The following is a 17,312-nucleotide window of genomic DNA, read 5'->3' as shown; positions in this document are numbered from 1 at the left end:
CTCGTCAGCTCGCCGTGCGCGGGCCGGGCTGCGTGTGGTGCACGCCCGGCACCTCCGTCTCGCGCGGCAGCCACACGTTGAAGGTGGAGCCCTGTCCCGGCACTCCCGGGGACTCCACCCAGATGCGGCCGCCGTGCTGCTCGACGATGCCCTGGCTGATGGTGAGCCCCAGGCCCAGTCCGCCGTACTTGCTGCCGTGCGCGCGGCCGAAGCGCTCGAAGATGAGCGCCTGCTTGTCCTTGGGAATCCCCACGCCGCTGTCCTTCACGGACAGGTGCACGCCCTCGCTCCCCTCCCCCGTCAGCCGCACCAGCACCGCCCCGCCCTCCGGCGAGTAACGGATGGCATTGGACAAGAGGTTCGTCAGCACCTGGTCCAGCCGCCCGCGGTCCCAGATGCCCTCCAGGTGCTCCGGCGTCTCCACCTGGATTTCATGCCCCTGCGACAGCACCGCCATCCGGTCGCGCGTCTCGTGCACCAGCTGGCTGAAGTCGAACCGCTCCAGCTCCAGCGACAACCTGCCCGCCTGCAGCCGGCTGATGTCCAGCAGGTCCTCGACCAGCTTTGCCATCCGGTCAATCTGACGGTTGATGATTTTCAGCGACTTGCCCGGCCCCGCCTCCGTCTCGCCCCCCAGCTTCAGGAGCGCCAGGTGCGCGTGCCCCTTGGCCGCCGCCAGCGGCGTGCGCAGCTCGTGGCTCGCCGCCGCCAGGAACGCGTCCTTCGCCTCGCTCGCCAGCCGCAGCGCCGTCTCCGCGCGCTGCCGCTCGGTGATGTCGCGCGCCACGGAGATGAACCGCCCGGGCCCCTCCGCCGCCGACACGAACTGGAGCACCACCTCCACCGGCACCTCGCTGCCATCCCGCCGCCGGTGCGTCGTGGAGTACGTCTGGCTGGGCAGCGTCCCACTCACCAGCGGCGCCAGCAGCTTGCGGAAGCCCGCCTCGTCGAACGCCCCCTCCACCTCCAGCACCGACAGCCCCACCAGCTCATCCGTGGTGCTCGCCAGCTGCTTCGCCGCGCCCGCGTTCGCGTACGTCAACGTCAGCGAGTCCGGCGAGAACATCAGGACGCAGTCCAGCGTCGCGTCCAGCGTCATCTTGAAGCGCCCCAGCGCCTCCTCGGCGCGGCGCTTGTCGTCGATGTCCGTGGCCACCGCAATCCATCCCACCACGTGGCCCGTCTCGTCCCGCTCCGGCACCGCGCGCGCCAGGTGCCAGCGATACACCCCGTCGAACCGGCGCAGGCGGAACTCGCGCTCCACCCGCTGACTGGAGCGGATGGCCGTCTCCCACGCCTGCCGCATCTCCTCGCGGTCCACCGGGTGCACGAACTCCAGGAAGGTGCTCAAGGACAGCGGCTGCTCCTCGTGGATGCCCGTGTAGTCACGCCCCGCGCGGTTCGCGTACGTGAACGAGCCGTCCGCGCGCGCCGCCCACATCACCTCCGGCAGCGACTCGGTGAGCCGCCGGTAGCGCAGCTCGCTCTGCCGCTCCATCGCCTCGCGCTCGCGCTGACGCAGCAAGGCCGCCTGCCGCTGGATTTGCTGCTCCTTGAGGAACAGGTCCACGAAGACGCTGACCTTCGAGCGGAGGATTTCCGGGTCGAAGGGCTTGAGCAGGTAGTCCACCGCGCCGTGCGCGTAGCCCTTGAAGATGTGGGCCGCGTCGCGGCTGAGCGCGGTGAGGAAGATGATGGGGATGGTGCGGGTGCGCTCGCGCTGCTTGATGAGCGTGGCCGTCTGGAAGCCATCCAGCCCCGGCATCTGCACGTCCATCAGGATGACGGCGAAGTCGCGCTGCAGGAGGAACTTGAGCGCCTCCTCGCCGCTCGTCGCCTTGACGAGCTCCTGCCCCAACGGCTCGAGGATGGCCTCCAGCGCCAGCAGGTTGGACGGGTGGTCGTCCACCATCAAGATGCTCGCCCTGGAACGGGTGCTGCTGTCCTGCGGGCGTTCGGCGGAGATGTGTTCGCTAGGCGTCATTGAAATAGGAGCAAGGTATGCCCCGACCGTTTACTGGCCGGACAGGCTAGGCGCGGCCTCCGCCGGTCAAAAGCCCGGCAAAGACGAGTCGTGCGCTAGCCATCAATCGGACCCTCTCTTCGTCATGCCGATACCCACAGACGGATGAGCTCCAGAAGCTTGTCCGTATCCACCGGCTTGGGCAGGTAGTCGCTGGCCCCTGCGGCCATGCACTTCTCCCGGTCGTCCTTCAGCGCCTTGGCCGTCACGGCGATGATGGGGAGGCTGGCGTACCGGAGGTCCTTGCGGATGGCCCGCATGGTCTCGTACCCGTCCATCTCCGGCATCATCACGTCCATCAGGACGACATCCACGTCGCGGTGCTGCTCGAGCGTCTCGATGGCCGCCCGCCCGTTCTCCGCGAAGACCACCTGCATGCCGTGGTTCTCCAGCACGCTGGTGAGGGCGAAGATGTTGCGCATGTCGTCATCGACGACGAGCACCTTCTTGCCAACAAGCTCGGACTCCTCCTCGTTGCGCTGGGCCAGCGCCGCCCGCGCCCGGGGAGGCAGATTCTGGTCCAGCCGGTGCAGGAACAGCGCGGTGTCGCTGAGCAACTGTTCGGGACTCTTCGTTCCGCTCTTGAGGATGACACTGCCGGTGTAGCGGCGCAGGCGGGCCTCGTCCTTGGGCGTGAGCTCCTTGCCCGTGTAGATGACGATGGGCAAATCCCGGAAGCGCTGCTGGGTCTTGACCTCCTCCACCAGCTTGATGCCGTCCATGTCGGGCAGCAGCAGGTCGATGACCAGGCAGTCGTACTCACCCTCCTCCAGCTTCTGGAGGACCTCCTGGCCGGTGGCCACGGCCGTGACGACGACGTCACCTCCCTCGGCGAGCAGGCTGACCAGGCTGCTGCGCTGCACGTCGTCGTCCTCGACGAGCAGCAGCCGGCGCTCCTTGCGCTCCAGGAAGCGCGCCAGCTGGTTGAACACCCGCTCCAGCCCTTCCTTGCTGACGGGCTTGGTGAGGTAGCCGAACGCGCCCTGGGCGTTGCCCAGGTGCTTGTCCATGACGCTGATGATGTGGACGGGGATGTGGCGCGTGCGCGGGTTGCGCTTGAGCCTGTCGAGCACGCTCCAGCCGTCCACCACGGGCAGCTGGATGTCGAGCGTCACCGCGTGCGGCTGGAACTCGTTGGCCATGGACAGGCCGGTGTCGCCGCGGGTGGCGACCAGGGCCTTGAAGCCCTTCTCGCGCGCCAGCTGCACCATGATGCGGGCGAACTTCAGGTCGTCCTCGATGATGAGCAGGACGCGGTCACCCTCGCGGATGTGGTCGCGGTCATCCTCCACCGCGAGCGGCGGCAGGAGCGAGTCCACCGGGGGCGGCAGCGCGGCGTCCAGCACGTGGCCGCTCTCCGCCACGGCGGGAGGCACCGGCGCCGGCGCGGGAGGCAGCGGGGCCTCCGGCACCACGTTGCTGCCGCGGGGCATCAGGGGCTCGAGCGGCGCGGGCATGGCGGGCAGGGCCGGCAGGCCGTCGTCGTCGGGGCCCACGTACTCGGGCGGCAGGTACAGCGTGAAGGTGCTGCCCTTGCGCGGCTCGCTGCTGACGTGGATTTCGCCGCCCAGCAGCTTGGCGATTTCGCGGCTGATGGACAGGCCCAGGCCGGTGCCGCCGTACTTGCGGGCGGTGGAACCATCCGCCTGCTGGAAGGCCTCGAAGATGAGGCGCTGCTTGTCCTTGGCGATGCCGATGCCCGTGTCCGTCACCGCGAAGGCGATGACGTAGCGCGAGCGCTTGAGCACCTCGTGCTCCAGCCGCGCGCCGGGCTCGGCCAGCTTCACCGTCAGCTTCACGCTGCCTTCGTCGGTGAACTTGAAGGCGTTGGAGAGCAGGTTCTTGAGCACCTGCTGCAGCCGCTGCGGGTCGGTGCGGATGGCGCGCGGGGTGCCCTGCGCGACCTCCACGGTGAAGGCCAGGTTCTTCTGCTCGGCCACCGGGCGGAAGCCGCGGTCGATGAACTGGTTGAGCTCCGTGAGGACGATGTCCCGGGGCTCCACCTGCATCTTGCCGGCCTCCACCTTGGACAGGTCGAGGATTTCGTTGATGAGGCTGAGCAGGTCTCCGCCGGACGCGTAGATGGTGTTGGCGTACTCCACCTGCTTGGTGGAGAGGTTGCCGTCCTTGTTGTCCGACAGGAGCTTGGCCAGGATGAGCAGGCTGTTGAGCGGCGTGCGCAGCTCGTGGCTCATGTTGGCCAGGAACTCGCTCTTGTACTTGGAGATGACGGTGAGCTGCTCGGCCTTCTCCTCCAGGCTGACGCGGGCGCGCTCGACCTCGTTGTTCTTCTCCTCGACGCGGCGGTTCTGCTCCTCGAGCAGCTTCGCCTTCTCCTCCAGCTCGCTGTTGCTGCGCTTGAGCGCGTCCTGCTGCTGGGTGAGCTCGCGCGACTGGCTCTGCAGCTCCTGAGTGAGCCCCTGCGACTGCTGCAGGAGCTGCTCGGTGCGCATGTTCGCCATGATCATGTTCAGGACCACGCCGATGCTCTCGGTGAGCTGGTCCAGGAAGATTTGATGGATGGCGCTGAAGGTGTGGAACGAGGCCAGCTCGATGACCGCCTTCACCTCGCCCTCGAAGAGGACGGGCAGGACGATGATGTTGAGCGGGGCGGACTCACCCAGGCCGGAGGAGATGGTGATGTAGTCCGGCGGGACGTGGGTGAGGAGGATGGTCTTGCGCTCCAGGGCGCACTGACCGACGAGCCCCTCGCCCAGGCGGAAGCGGTTGGCGATGTGCTTGCGCTCCCGGTAGGCGTAGGTGCTGGTCAGCTTGAGCACCGGCGTCCCGGAGTCGGTGTCCATCAGGAAGAAGGCGCCGTGGTGGGCGGAGACCAGCGGCGTCAGCTCGCTCATGATGAGGCGGCTGACGGCGTCCAGGCTCTTCTGGCCCTGCATCATGCCGCTGAACTTCGCCAGGTTCGTCTTGAGCCAGTCCTGCTCCTGGTTCTTCTGCGTGGTCTCACGCAGGTTGACGATCATCTGATTGATGTTGTCCTTCAGCGCGGCGACCTCGCCCTCGGCGACGACGGTGATGCTGCGGGTGAGGTCACCCTTCGTCACCGCGGTGGCCACGTCGGAGATGGCGCGCAGCTGGCTGGTCAGCGTCCCGGCCAGCTGGTTCACGTTGTCGGTCAGCTGCCGCCACGTGCCGCGAGCGCCGGGCACGCGGGCCTGGCCGCCCAGCTTTCCTTCGATACCGACCTCGCGGGCCACGGTGGACACCTGCTCGGCGAAGGTGCCCAGCGTGTCCGTCATGTTGTTGATGGTGTCCGCGAGCGCGGCCACCTCGCCCTTCGCGTCGACGATGAGCTTCTGGGTGAGGTCACCGTTCGCCACCGCCGTCACCACGCGCACGATGCCGCGCACCTGCGTGGTGAGGTTGGAGGCCATGAAGTTCACGTTGTCCGTGAGGTCCTTCCACGTGCCGGCCACACCGGGCACGCGGGCCTGACCGCCCAGCTTCCCCTCGACACCCACTTCGCGGGCCACGGTGGACACCTGCTCGGCGAAGGTGCCCAGCGTGTCCGTCATGTTGTTGATGGTCTCCGCGAGCGCGGCGACCTCGCCCTTCGCCTCGACCACCAGCTTCTGCTTGAGGTCGCCGTTGGCGACGGCCGTCACGACCTTGACGATGCCGCGCACCTGCGTGGTGAGGTTGCGGGCCATGAAGTTCACGTTGTCCGTGAGGTCCTTCCAGACGCCGGACACCCCGCGCACTTCCGCCTGACCGCCCAGCTTTCCTTCGGTGCCGACCTCGCGCGCGACGCGCGTCACTTCCGAGGCGAACGAGTTGAGCTGGTCCACCATGATGTTGATGGTGTCCTTCAGCTCGAGGATCTCACCCTTGGCGTCGACGGTGATCTTCTTGGACAGGTCTCCGTTGGCCACCGCGGTGGTCACCAGCGCGATGTTTCGCACCTGCGCGGTGAGGTTGGAGGCCATCGAGTTCACGTTGTCGGTGAGGTCCTTCCACGTGCCGGCGACCCCGGGCACCGCGGCCTGACCACCGAGCTTGCCGTCCGTGCCGACCTCCTTGGCGACGCGGGTCACCTCGGCGGCGAACGCGCGGAGCTGGTCCACCATCGTGTTGATGGTGCTCTTGAGCTCGAGGATCTCGCCCCGGGCCTCGACGGAGATCTTCTGCGACAGGTCGCCATTCGCGACCGCCGTCGTGACCTTGGCGATGTTTCGCACCTGGTCGGTGAGGTTGCCGGCCAGCACGTTCACGTTGTCGGTGAGGTCCTTCCACACGCCGGCGACCCCGGGCACCGCGGCCTGACCGCCCAGCTTGCCCTCGGTGCCGACCTCCTTGGCGACGCGAGTCACTTCCGACGCGAAGCCGCGGAGCTGGTCCACCATCGTGTTGATGGTGTTCTTCAGCTCCAGCACCTCGCCCTTCACGGAGACGGTGATCTTCTGGGACAGGTCGCCATTGGCGACGGCCGTCGTGACCTTGGCGATGTTTCGCACCTGGTCGGTGAGGTTGCCGGCGAGGACGTTCACGTTGTCGGTGAGGTCCTTCCACACGCCGGACACGCCCTTCACGTCGGCCTGTCCGCCCAGCTTTCCTTCGGTGCCGACCTCCTTGGCGACGCGGGTCACCTCGGCGGCGAACGCGCGGAGCTGGTCCACCATCGTGTTGATGGTGCTCTTGAGCTCCAGCACCTCGCCCTTCGCGTCGACGGTGATCTTCTTCGACAGGTCGCCATTCGCGACCGCCGTCGTCACCTCGGCGATGTTGCGCACCTGGGCCGTGAGGTTGTTGGCCAGCAGGTTCACGTTGTTGGTGAGGTCCTTCCACGTGCCCGCGACGCCCGGCACCTCGGCCTGGGCGCCCAGCTTGCCTTCCACGCCCACCGTGCGCGCGACGTCCGTCACCTGCTGCGCGAAGATGGACAGGGTCTGCGTCATCGCGTTGATGGTGTCCGCGAGCGCGGCGATCTCGCCCTTCGCGTCCATCATCAGCTTCTGGGTGAGGTCACCGTTGGCGACCGCCGTCACCACGCGGACGATTCCGCGCACCTGGCTGGTGAGGTTGGACGCCATGAAGTTCACGTTGTCCGTGAGGTCCTTCCAGACGCCGGACACCCCGCGCACCTCGGCCTGACCGCCCAGCTTTCCCTCGGTGCCGACCTCCTTGGCGACGCGGGTCACCTCGGACGCGAAGCCTCGGAGCTGGTCCACCATCGTGTTGATGGTGCTCTTGAGCTCCAGCACCTCGCCCTTGGCGTCGACGGTGATCTTCTTGGACAGGTCACCATTGGCGACGGCCGTGGTGACTTCGGCGATGTTGCGGACCTGGTCGGTGAGGTTGTTCGCGAGCAGGTTCACGTTGTTGGTGAGGTCCTTCCACGTGCCCGCGACGCCCGGCACCACGGCCTGGGCGCCCAGCTTCCCCTCCACGCCCACCGTGCGCGCGACGTCCGTCACCTGCTGCGCGAAGATGGACAGGGTCTGCGTCATCGCGTTGATGGTGTCGGCCAGCTCGGCGACCTCGCCCTTGGCCTCCATCTTCAGGCGCTGCGTGAGGTCGCCGTTGGCGACCGCCGTCACGACCTTGGCGATGCCGCGCACCTGGGTCGTGAGGTTCACGGCCATCACGTTCACGTTGTCGGTGAGGTCCTTCCAGGTGCCGGAGACGCCCTTCACCTCGGCCTGACCGCCCAGCTTGCCGTGGGTGCCGACCTCGCGCGCCACGCGCGTCACCTCGGAGGCGAACGAGTTGAGCTGGTCCACCATCGTGTTGATGGTGTTCTTGAGCTCCAGAATCTCGCCGCGCGCGTCCACGGTGATCTTCTTGGACAGGTCGCCGTTGGCCACCGACGTCGTCACCAGGGCGATGTTGCGCACCTGGGTGGTGAGGTTGGAGGCCATCGAGTTCACGTTGTCGGTGAGGTCCTTCCACACGCCGGCAACGCCCTTCACGTCGGCCTGTCCGCCCAGCTTGCCGTCGGTGCCCACCTCGCGAGCGACGCGCGTCACCTCGGAGGCGAAGGCGCGGAGCTGGTCCACCATCGTGTTGATGGTGTCCTTGAGCTCCATCACCTCGCCCTTCACGTCCACGGTGATCTTCTTGGAGAGGTCCCCCTTGGCGACGGCCGTCGTCACGTCGGCGATGTTGCGCACCTGGGCCGTGAGGTTGTTGGCCATCAGGTTGACGTTGTCGGTGAGGTCCTTCCACGTGCCGGCGGCGCCGGGCACCTGGGCCTGGGCGCCCAGCTTGCCCTCGACGCCCACCGTGCGCGCCACGCTCGTCACCTGCTGCGCGAAGACGTTGAGCGTGTCCGTCATGTTGTTGAGCGTGGAGCCCAACGCGGCGATTTCGCCCTGCGACGGCACCATCAGCTTCTGGGTGAGGTCGCCGTTGGCGACGGCCGTCACCACCTTCACGATGCCGCGCACCTGCGTCGTGAGGTTGGACGCCATGAAGTTCACGTTGTCGGTGAGGTCCTTCCACGTGCCGGAGACACCGGGCACCGCGGCCTGACCGCCCAGCTTTCCTTCCGTGCCCACCTCGCGCGCCACGCGCGTCACTTCGGAGGCGAAGCCGTTGAGCTGGTCCACCATCGTGTTGATGGTGCTCTTGAGCTCGAGCACCTCGCCGCGCGCGTCCACGGTGATCTTCTTGGACAGGTCGCCGTTGGCGACGGCGGTGGACACCTCGGCGATGTTGCGCACCTGGGCCGTGAGGTTGTTGGCCATCAGGTTCACGTTGTCGGTGAGGTCCTTCCAGACGCCGGAGACGCCCTTCACCTCGGCCTGACCGCCCAGCTTGCCATCGCTGCCGACCTCGCGCGCGACGCGCGTCACCTCGGCGGCGAACGAGTTGAGCTGGTCGAGCATCGCGTTCACGGTGGTGCCGATGCGCAGGAACTCGCCCTTCACCGGCTGGCCGTCGATTTCCAGGGCCATCTTCTGGGTGAGGTCGCCCTCGGCCACGGCCACCAGCACGCGCGCGACTTCCGTGGTCGGCTGCACCAGGTCGCCGATGAGCGCGTTGATGGAGTTGATGCTCGTGGCCCAGTCTCCGCGCCCGTCGCCCAAGGACACGCGCTCGGCCATGCGGCCTTCGCGGCCGACGACTCGCGCCACGCGCACCATCTCGTGCGTCATGGCGGAGTTGAGGGTCACCACCGCGTTGAAGGCGCGGGAGATGTCGTCCATCACCGGCACGGAGGTGAAGTCCGGCAGGCGCACGGAGAAGTCGCCGCCTTGCACGGCCCGCAGCGCGGCGAGCAGCGTCTGCATGGGGTCATCCCCGCGGATGCGCGCGCCCGGCGTCCTCGCGCCGCCGCCTCGGCCGCCCGTCTGTCTGCCGCCGTCCTCGGCGGCACGGCCGCGCGTGCGCTCGGACTCGACGCGGTTGGCCGCGAGCTGCGGGCTGGACGCCGCTTCGCTCCGAGGCTTGCGCGTCGAGGCGCGCTTCCTGCCATTGCCGTTGGAGCTGGGAACCTTGGTGTCGTCCACGAGGAGAACCCTTCTGATCGGGATGAACGCCGCGAGCCGAGACCTCGCAGCGGACGGGCAGGAGCGAATCTCCTGTGAGTTCGCGGGCTTGTCGAATCAAAGCCCCGGTCCTCCAGGTGATTTGTCGCTTACTGAACTTCGAGCCCGGGCGATGGATACCGCGCGTGAAACATGCGGAACCCACAGCCTCTGTCCAACATGTCAGGGCGGCGGCGCCGTGCAGGGAAAACCGTCGCAGCCCTGGACATAGAGCGGCCGACCGAAGAGCCGGCGAGCAGGAGCCAACGCGCGGCCCTCGGGCACGGGAGTCCGCTCCCCCGTCCGCACATCGAGCGAGAACGACGGCGCCCCGGTCGGGGAACAGCCGATCATCAACTGCTCGGGTGCGTCCAGCCACCACATCGTTTCCACCTGACAGGGGACATCGAGGGGGCGGTGGGAGAGGGAGCGGGTGTCGTAGACGCGGAGGTGTCCGTCGGAGAGCACGGCGGCCAGCACGCCGCCGGCGCCCACGGAGAGCCGGGCGGTGGAGGCGGGGACCTGGGTCTGCGCGAGCACGGAGCCGTTGGAGGAGACGGAGACGAGCTGCCCCGAGGCATCGAGGGCGAGCATGCCGTGCGCGTGTCCGGCAAGGGCGATGGGCTGGAAGTCGCCCATGGGGACGAGGGTGGCGCCGTCCTCGCGCAGGAGGCGGTTTCCGGCGGAGAGCCACAGGTGGTTGTCCGCATCGAAGGCGATGGCGAGCGCGCCGGTGAGGTCATGGCGCGTGGTGGCGTTGGCGGGGCCGCAGGTGGCGACGGAGTGGGCGCCGAAGACGGCGGCGCGGGAGGCATCGGGCGAGACGGCCCAGCCGAGCCGGGCCTCGGGGTGGGCCTTGAAGAGACAGTGGTTGAGGGCGCCGAAGTTCGGGTCCGTCGTGGGGGAGGACACGAGGTAGGGCAGGCTGGTGGTGGCGACGTAGAGGAGCAGGCCCAGGGAGACGGCGGAGGCGAGGGTGAGGGGCCAGGGCCTGAGGCTGCGCGCGCGGGTGTTCCTGGCGGGAGCACGCGCGTTCTTCCTTCCCGTGGTCACCGCGCTCTCGCGTCCGCTCAAGGTGACTCCTCGCTGCCTCGCGCCGCCCGGCCCTACGCATAGCGCCCGGCCTGTCTCCAGGCCACTCCCCCCGAGGTGCATCCCAGCACATCACGGAATGGATTCGGGTGCCTGCTTGCTTCATGCGGAGCAACGGATGATTGGGGCAGGACTGGTCCGCGCGTTGCACAGCGGGCCGGCCATGCGTCGCATCCTCCCCGCGCGGGCACGACTGTGGCTGCTGGGCCTCATCCTCGTGGCGCCGCTGGCCACGGTGGAGTGTGTCTATCGGTACGCGCTCACGCGCCTCCCGGAGCTGCCTCCTTCGCCCACCCAAGGGCTCACGCCCTCCGCGCGTCAGCGGGTGACGTGGTGGAGGGATTTCTCTCCTGACACGGAGCGCGTGCAGCCCGTGTGGTCCTGGACCGTGGTGCAGGGGCTGCTTCGCGTCGCGCTCTCCCCACCCTCGCTCGGAGAGGGGCTCATGCCCGAGGGCTTCGAGCACGCGCGGGACGCGGCGGACCGCTGGCTCCGCGTGTTGAAGGCTCGCGACTCGGTTCGATATCGGGGACTCGAGCGGGTCGCCCTGGCCATCTGGCTCACGCGCCACTGGGATGAGGCGGACTGGCGGGTCGCCGCCATCGAGTCACGTTGGCACGCGTCGAGCGTGAGGCGCGGCGTCCCCGTGTTCCTCGCGCGAAGCTGGACCCAGCTCCCCGTCGAGGACCTGGCGCTGCTCATGGCCCTGGGGCAGCTCTCCTGGCGCGTGGACCCGTGGTGCGAGCAGGAACAACTCCATGCGGTCCGTGATGCGCTGCTGTGGACGCTGCATGACCGCGAGGGGCTCGATGAGACGGCGCTGGCGACGGCCCTCCGCGCACCGCTGTTCCTCACGGTGCGCCCCATCGACTGGGGAACTTGTGGACAACCCGCGCTGACACGCGTGCTGGAGTCTCGGGTCACCACGCCGCTCCCCGAGTAGCCACGGGGCCGAGCCCTCCGTGAGGCTCGCTTGTCGCTGGCCGTCCTCGCCTCAAGTTTGAGCACGAGGAAAGGACCCCACCCATGCGACGAGCGCTCTGCACCGCGGCCCTGACGTTCAGCTTCCTCTTGTCTCCTGTCGCCCTCGCCCAATCAGCGGGCAGCGGAGCGGGCGCAGGGACGTCCTCTCAATCCCAGTCGGGCGTCGGCGCCAACCAGGCACCTGGCACCTATCCGTCCGGGACCTTCTCCGTCGTTCCCTATGGGTCCACGGGCGCTGAAGACATCTCCAGCACGACCACCACCACGCAGGCGACCGGTGGCTCTGGCAACACCTCGAACACCAACGCTGGCGGCACGGACACAGGCAACAATGCGTCGGATGCGCACGGAACGGGCGGCTCTGGCAACAAGGACTCCGTGCCCGCCGGTCGCCCCGAGCCCACGCGCCAGGGCACCGAGCCGCGAGATGCGGCGGGCGATGCACGAGGCGGCAGCGCGGAGGCAGCCGCGTCCGGAGAGGACCTGAGCCAGAGAGACCTGACCCGAGAGGTCGCCATGCTTCGCAACGATGTCCTGCGACTCCAGCGACAGGTCAACGCGCTCCGAGGCGGACATGCCAATGACGATGACTCGGGGAAGCAGCAGGACGGCACGGGAGGCTCGGGCCCAGCGAGCGCGCCTCGACAGGACGCCTCCGCCAATGACACCGGCGACGTGAACGCCGACCCCGAGAAGACCATCGTCGCGAACGTCGTCATGCGCGGACAGGTGACCTCGGCCACCCAGGACCGGATTGTCATCAAGGACTCGGAGACCGGGGACCTCTACGACCTGCGCGTCGGCGAGAACACCCGCATCGTCCGCAACGGGCAGCGCATCTCGACGCAGGGCCTGCGACAGGGCACCGCCGTCCAGGCCGCCTACAACCTCATCGCGGATGGCACCTCCGACGCGACCCGAATCCAGGTGACACCGCGCTCGCGCTGATTCCCGGCGGAGGCGCTCACGTCAGGCCCCGGCGCAAGCACCTCTCGCTCACGCGCGAACCATAAGCTGGGTCCGCGTCCTGCCCGCGCGGGTGCCTCGGCGCGCGGCCTGCGCGCCTCGTGTCACCAGCTCATGTGCGAAGGAGCTTCACCGCTCACACGCGAACCGCTCGATGCGCACAATCGCCAGCTCCATCTTCTGGCGCGCCGAGCTGTTCGCCGAGTGCACGCGGACTCGCGGAGGAACGAAGCCTCGCGTGGCCACCGCTTCCTCCAGCCACAGCAGCACGTCATACCCGGTGCCGTGCTCGTCATCCCCGAGGTCATGGTCGAGGCTGAGCTCGACCACCTGTCCTCCCTCGAGCAACGCGATAGCCTCTTCCGGCCAACGGACAGCCACCCAGCCCTCGGGCGTGGGCCGCTCGTCATCCAGATACACTCTCACCGCGTCACCCCAGGCGAGTCAGCGTCCGCCGTCCTTCGACGACTTGCCCTCGGCGAGCTGACGCATCTTCGCGGCGAAGGGGCTCTCCCCCTCTACCCGGTTGGGACCGCCCGCCAGCCGCTGCCGCCGAGCCATCGCCAGACCTCCCTCCGCGGGGCCCTCGAGGGCCTCCTTCTCGTAGCGGTCCTGCCCTCCGAGCGCGCGTCCCACGGGACGAGCGGAAGCAACACGGCGGTTCGTATCCACGGGCATGACCAGACCTCCAGCGGTGACGACGCCCCGTTCTACCCCACCTGCGTCCCGCTCGCAGCCCCCAGGGTCTCCTCGGGCGACTCCAGCACCTCCCCGACATGCCGGAGCACCCGCGCCACCACCTCCACATCCAGCGCCCGCGCATCCCACGTACACGTCAGCGTCATCACCTTCCCCGGCACCAGCTCCCCCGCCTCCACCACCGGCTCGGTCCGCACGGAGCACGGCGCCAGCACCAACGGCACCCGCGTGTACGGCACGGTCGCCACGTAGCCCCGTTCGAGCCCCAGCGTGCCCAGGCTCGTCACCACCACCGAGCCGAACGGGTCCCTCGGCATCCCCACCCAGCGCAGGTCCACGTTCAGCGTGAACCACACGAAGGACAACAGCCGCAGCGCCCACCCCATGAACATCCCCGGGATGCGATACGAGCGGCGCTTGCCCCGCTCGATGACCGCGTCCTCCCGCGAGCGCACCCGCCCCACCACGCCCTCCATCGCCCGCACGAAGTCCGCGAGCGACAGCGTGTCCGCGCGGTGCACCGTGGCCGTCGTCAGGTCCACGCGCCCCGACGGCTCGGGCTGCACCACGAGCACGCACACGCCCACGTCGACGCGCGGGGACGGGCTGCCCCAGCGCATGAGCACGTTGGCCTCGGGGTACAGCCGCAGCGCGTCCGCGGCGGCCTTGGCCACCAGGTGTGTCACGGTGAGCCGCTGCCCCGTCCGCTCGCGCCACGCCTCCAGGAACGCGAGCGCGCGCTCCATGCGCACCTCGAGTGCGGCATAGGAGGTCGGGTCCCGAGGCGCGCCCCAGGCCCCCAGGGCGAGCTTGCGGAAGGCACCTGGTGGTGGCGCCGGCTTCAGGTCGAGGTCCACGAAGAGCCCGGGCTTCGCATGGAGTCCAACGCTCCTGCAACCCCACCCTGCGCGGCGGAGGGCACCCTGTTAGACAGGTCGTCCGCAGCCAGCCCTCCACCGAGGCCCCTGACATGACGCCCATCGCCCTGGCCCTGTCCCTCGCCCTTCACGCCGCGCCGGCCCCCAAGGCCGCGACCCCGAAACCCGCCGCCCCCGCCAAGAACGTGCCCGCCCCCACGACGCCCGAAGACATCACCGCCGCCACCCGCACGTGGCACGAGCAGCGCCTCCAGCGACTCCAGTCCGAGGACGGCTGGCTGTCCCTCGTGGGTCTGTTCTGGCTGGAGGAGGGCGCGCAGACCGCCGGCTCCGCGCCGGACAACAAGCTGGACTTCCCGGACGGCACGCCGCCGAAGCTCGGCACCTTCACGCGCAAGGGGAAGGAGGTCTCCTTCCAGCCCGAGAAGGGCGTGCAGTTCACGCGCAACGGCGAGCCCTTCACCGGCGGCGCGTTGAAGACGGACGAGCAGGGCTCGCCGGATGTGCTGAAGCTCGGCAGCCTCAACTTCCACGTCATCCAGCGCGGCGACAAGGTGGGCGTGCGGGTGAAGGACTCGCAGTCGCCCGCGCGCACGGGGTTCCACGGCATCCCCACGTACCCCGCGAGCAACGCCTGGCGCGTCACCGCGCGCTTCGAGCCCGCCGAGACGCCGCGCATGCTCCAGGTCCCCAACGTGCTGGGCACCACGGAGGAGATGAAGGCCCCGGGCACGCTCGTCTTCACGGTGGCGGGCAAGGAGTACCGCCTGACGCCGGTGGAGGACGGCTCCAACCAGCTCTTCGTCATCTTCGCGGACGAGACCAACCGCGATTCGACGTACGGCGCGGGCCGCTTCCTGTACGCGGACATGCCGAAGGACGGCCAGGTGGTGCTCGACTTCAACCGCGCCTACAACCCGCCCTGCGCGTTCACCCGCTTCGCCACCTGCCCCCTGCCCCCGCGCGGCAACCGCCTGGCCCTGCGCGTGGAGGCCGGTGAGAAGCGGTACGGCGACCACTGAGCCACGAACAATAATCGACTCATCCCACGGGCCGGCTCCGCATCCATCGCGGGCCGGCCCGTTCATTTTCCATCGTGATTCCAAAGAGATGGAAGCCTCAGAACGCGGCGCGCGCGCGTCCTGTGTTCTGCTCACGAATCGAATCACTCTTCTGCTCACGGAGGAGGACTTCGGGAGTATGCGGAGGCACGGGCATGGCCACGGTGGAACAGCTTCTCGCGGCGCTCGGCCGTCGCGGCGATGCGCAGGCGAGCGAGCTCGCCACGTGGCTCCAGGTCTCTCGGCCCACGGTGACACGCTTGCTCGCGGCCGCGGGAGACCGGCTGTGCCGCATGGGGAAAGGCCCCGCGACGCGCTATGCGCGGACACGCTCACTGCCTTCACTCGGCACGCGGCTGAGCCTCCATCGCATCGACGAGACAGGTACCATCCATCGGGACGGAGAGCTCCACCTGCTCGCGGAGGGACGTCACTGGCTCGAACGCGTGAAGGGAGAATCCGAGCTGTTCGAGGGACTGCCACCCTTCGCGGCGGACATGAGTCCCCAGGGCTACATCGGTCGGACCTTCTCCCTGCGATGTCCCGAGCTCGCCCTGCCCCAGCGTGTGACGGACTGGACCGATGATGACTGTCTGGTCGCGCTCGCGCTGCGAGGCGAGGACTGCGTCGGAGATTTCATCCTCGGCGATGAATCACTCGACCGGTATCTCGCGACGCCCGATACACACGCCACTCCCGACGACTATCCCCGGCTCGCTCGGGCCTCGGGACAGGGACATCCTGGCTCCTCCGTGGGAGGCGAGCATCTCAAGTTCGCGACGCGCGTGAAGGACCGGCACGTCATCGTGAAGTTCGCGGGCAATGACGAAGGCGCGGCAGTGTCCCGATGGAAGGACCTGCTCGTCACCGAGCACCTCGCGCTCGAAGCCATCCGTGACGCGGGGCACGCGGCGGCGGCGACACGCTGGCTCGATGCGGAGGACTATCGCTTCCTCGAAGTCGAGCGCTTCGACCGCGTCGGCCTCCGTGGCAGACGCGGCCTGCTCTCACTCGGCGCCATCGACAATGAGTACCTCGGCGTGCGTGGCACCTGGACCCAGGCCACGCTGAAGCTGTGCGAGGCCCGCTTCATCTCCGAGGAGGACGCGCGCCAGGCGCGGTGGCTCGACGTCTTCGGCCAACTCATTGGCAACACCGACCGACACTTCGGCAACCTCGCCTTCTTCACGGAAGGACCGAAGCGGTTCCGGCTCGCACCCGCGTACGACATGCTGCCGATGATGTTCGCGCCCGTGGGCACGAACCTCGTCGAGCGCGAGTACACACCCCAGCCTCCCAACGCGACCACGCTGGACGTCTGGCCTGACGCCGCCCGTCGGGCCCTCGCCTACTGGGAGCGACTCACCCAGGAACTCACGCTCAGCGCCCACTTCCGCGAGCGCTGCGCGGCCTGTGCCGAGTCGTTGCGCGCGTTCATGCAGACACAACGCCTCTGAGCCCAGGTCCGTGGCTCAGTGCATCGTCGGAGGCTGCTCCGACACGGCCTCGGGCGCGAGCGGGGCCTTCAGTGGCTGCGCAATCCCGTGCTCCACCTGACGCAGCAGCGCCTCGCTGAACGCCAGCAGGTCCCCCGGGTTGCGCGAGGTGATGACGTTGCCGTCCTCCACCACCTCACGGTCCACCCAGCGCGCGCCCGCGTTGATGAGGTCCGTCTTCAACGACGGCCACGAGGTGAGCGTCCGCCCATCCGCGATGTCCGCCTCCACGAACATCCACGGCGCATGGCAGATGGCCGCCAGCGGCTTGTCCGCCCGGAAGAAGTCCCGAACGAAGCCCACCATGTCGATGTCCATGCGCAGGTGGTCCGGCGAATAACCGCCAGGAATCACCAACGCGTCGAACTCCCGCGAGGACACGTTCCTCACGGCCTTCTCCGGCGTGATGACCTCCTCCCCCTTCTTCCCCTTCACCGGCTCGCCAGCCTCCAGGCCGATGATGACCGCCTCGTGCCCCGCCTGCTTCACGCGGTCGTAGGGCACACGAAACTCCGCATCCTCGAAGTCGTCGGCGAGGATGAACGCGATGCGCGCCATAGGACGTCTCCTTGCTTCACCTGGGTGGGTTGTCCCGTGCGCTGAAGGTGCCCACGCGCCCCACCGCG

General features: G+C 68.6%; 11 protein-coding genes. 4 read left to right on the top strand and 7 right to left on the bottom strand.

Annotated features, from left to right (window positions below; all coding sequences use genetic code 11):
* Nucleotides 1-4 precede the first annotated feature (4 nt).
* The 3 genes from OWM54_RS25735 to OWM54_RS25725 form a co-directional block, all read right to left on the bottom strand.
* Nucleotides 5-1,984 (bottom strand): PAS domain S-box protein, encoded by a 1,980-nt coding sequence (locus OWM54_RS25735; protein WP_324289148.1) that lies wholly within the window; start codon nt 1,982-1,984, stop codon nt 5-7.
* A 122-nt stretch (nt 1,985-2,106) separates the two neighbouring features.
* A complete protein-coding gene (locus tag OWM54_RS25730; protein WP_420715383.1) occupies nt 2,107-9,273 on the bottom strand; it encodes a HAMP domain-containing protein in 7,167 nt (2,388 codons plus the stop codon).
* Nucleotides 9,274-9,693: 420 nt separating this feature from the next.
* Nucleotides 9,694-10,584, bottom strand: coding sequence for a hypothetical protein (locus tag OWM54_RS25725; RefSeq protein WP_267699210.1), 891 nt, complete (start codon nt 10,582-10,584; stop codon nt 9,694-9,696).
* Nucleotides 10,585-10,720: 136 nt separating this feature from the next.
* Between OWM54_RS25725 and OWM54_RS25720 the strand changes: the two genes are divergently transcribed.
* Both OWM54_RS25720 and OWM54_RS25715 read left to right on the top strand, forming a co-directional pair.
* The gene (locus OWM54_RS25720) at nt 10,721-11,545 is read left to right on the top strand and encodes a hypothetical protein (RefSeq protein WP_267699209.1); all 825 of its coding nucleotides are present in this window, start codon (nt 10,721-10,723) and stop codon (nt 11,543-11,545) included.
* Between the two features lie 83 nt (nt 11,546-11,628).
* Nucleotides 11,629-12,534 carry a hypothetical protein gene (locus OWM54_RS25715; RefSeq protein WP_267699208.1) on the top strand — a complete coding sequence of 302 codons (906 nt, stop codon included), beginning with the start codon at nt 11,629-11,631 and terminating at the stop codon, nt 12,532-12,534.
* 147 nt (nt 12,535-12,681) lie between these two features.
* On the opposite strand, the gene OWM54_RS25710 is transcribed toward OWM54_RS25715, so the two are convergent.
* The 3 genes from OWM54_RS25710 to OWM54_RS25700 are packed head-to-tail and all read right to left on the bottom strand — an operon-like array spanning nt 12,682 to nt 14,108.
* A complete protein-coding gene (locus tag OWM54_RS25710; protein WP_267699207.1) occupies nt 12,682-12,978 on the bottom strand; it encodes a cyclic-phosphate processing receiver domain-containing protein in 297 nt (98 codons plus the stop codon).
* An 18-nt stretch (nt 12,979-12,996) separates the two neighbouring features.
* Nucleotides 12,997-13,230: a hypothetical protein gene (locus tag OWM54_RS25705; protein ID WP_141330261.1), complete on the bottom strand. Its 234-nt coding sequence runs from the start codon at nt 13,228-13,230 to the stop codon at nt 12,997-12,999.
* Between the two features lie 32 nt (nt 13,231-13,262).
* Nucleotides 13,263-14,108, bottom strand: a complete 846-nt coding sequence (locus OWM54_RS25700) for a 2-oxo acid dehydrogenase subunit E2 (RefSeq protein ID WP_267699206.1) — start codon at nt 14,106-14,108, stop codon at nt 13,263-13,265.
* 113 nt (nt 14,109-14,221) lie between these two features.
* Between OWM54_RS25700 and OWM54_RS25695 the strand changes: the two genes are divergently transcribed.
* Both OWM54_RS25695 and yjjJ read left to right on the top strand, forming a co-directional pair.
* Nucleotides 14,222-15,151 (top strand): DUF1684 domain-containing protein, encoded by a 930-nt coding sequence (locus OWM54_RS25695; protein WP_267699205.1) that lies wholly within the window; start codon nt 14,222-14,224, stop codon nt 15,149-15,151.
* A gap of 194 nt (nt 15,152-15,345) precedes the next feature.
* Nucleotides 15,346-16,647 (top strand): type II toxin-antitoxin system HipA family toxin YjjJ, encoded by a 1,302-nt coding sequence (gene yjjJ, locus OWM54_RS25690; RefSeq protein WP_267699204.1) that lies wholly within the window; start codon nt 15,346-15,348, stop codon nt 16,645-16,647.
* Nucleotides 16,648-16,662: 15 nt separating this feature from the next.
* On the opposite strand, the gene OWM54_RS25685 is transcribed toward yjjJ, so the two are convergent.
* A complete protein-coding gene (locus tag OWM54_RS25685; RefSeq protein ID WP_267699203.1) occupies nt 16,663-17,244 on the bottom strand; it encodes a type 1 glutamine amidotransferase domain-containing protein in 582 nt (193 codons plus the stop codon).
* Nucleotides 17,245-17,312 lie beyond the last annotated feature (68 nt).

It is taken from the genome of Myxococcus sp. MISCRS1 (genome assembly GCF_026626605.1).
Classification (GTDB): domain Bacteria; phylum Myxococcota; class Myxococcia; order Myxococcales; family Myxococcaceae; genus Myxococcus; species Myxococcus fulvus.
The sequence above is the reverse complement of the archived record's forward strand: the minus strand, read 5'-3'. Positions and strand labels throughout refer to the sequence as shown.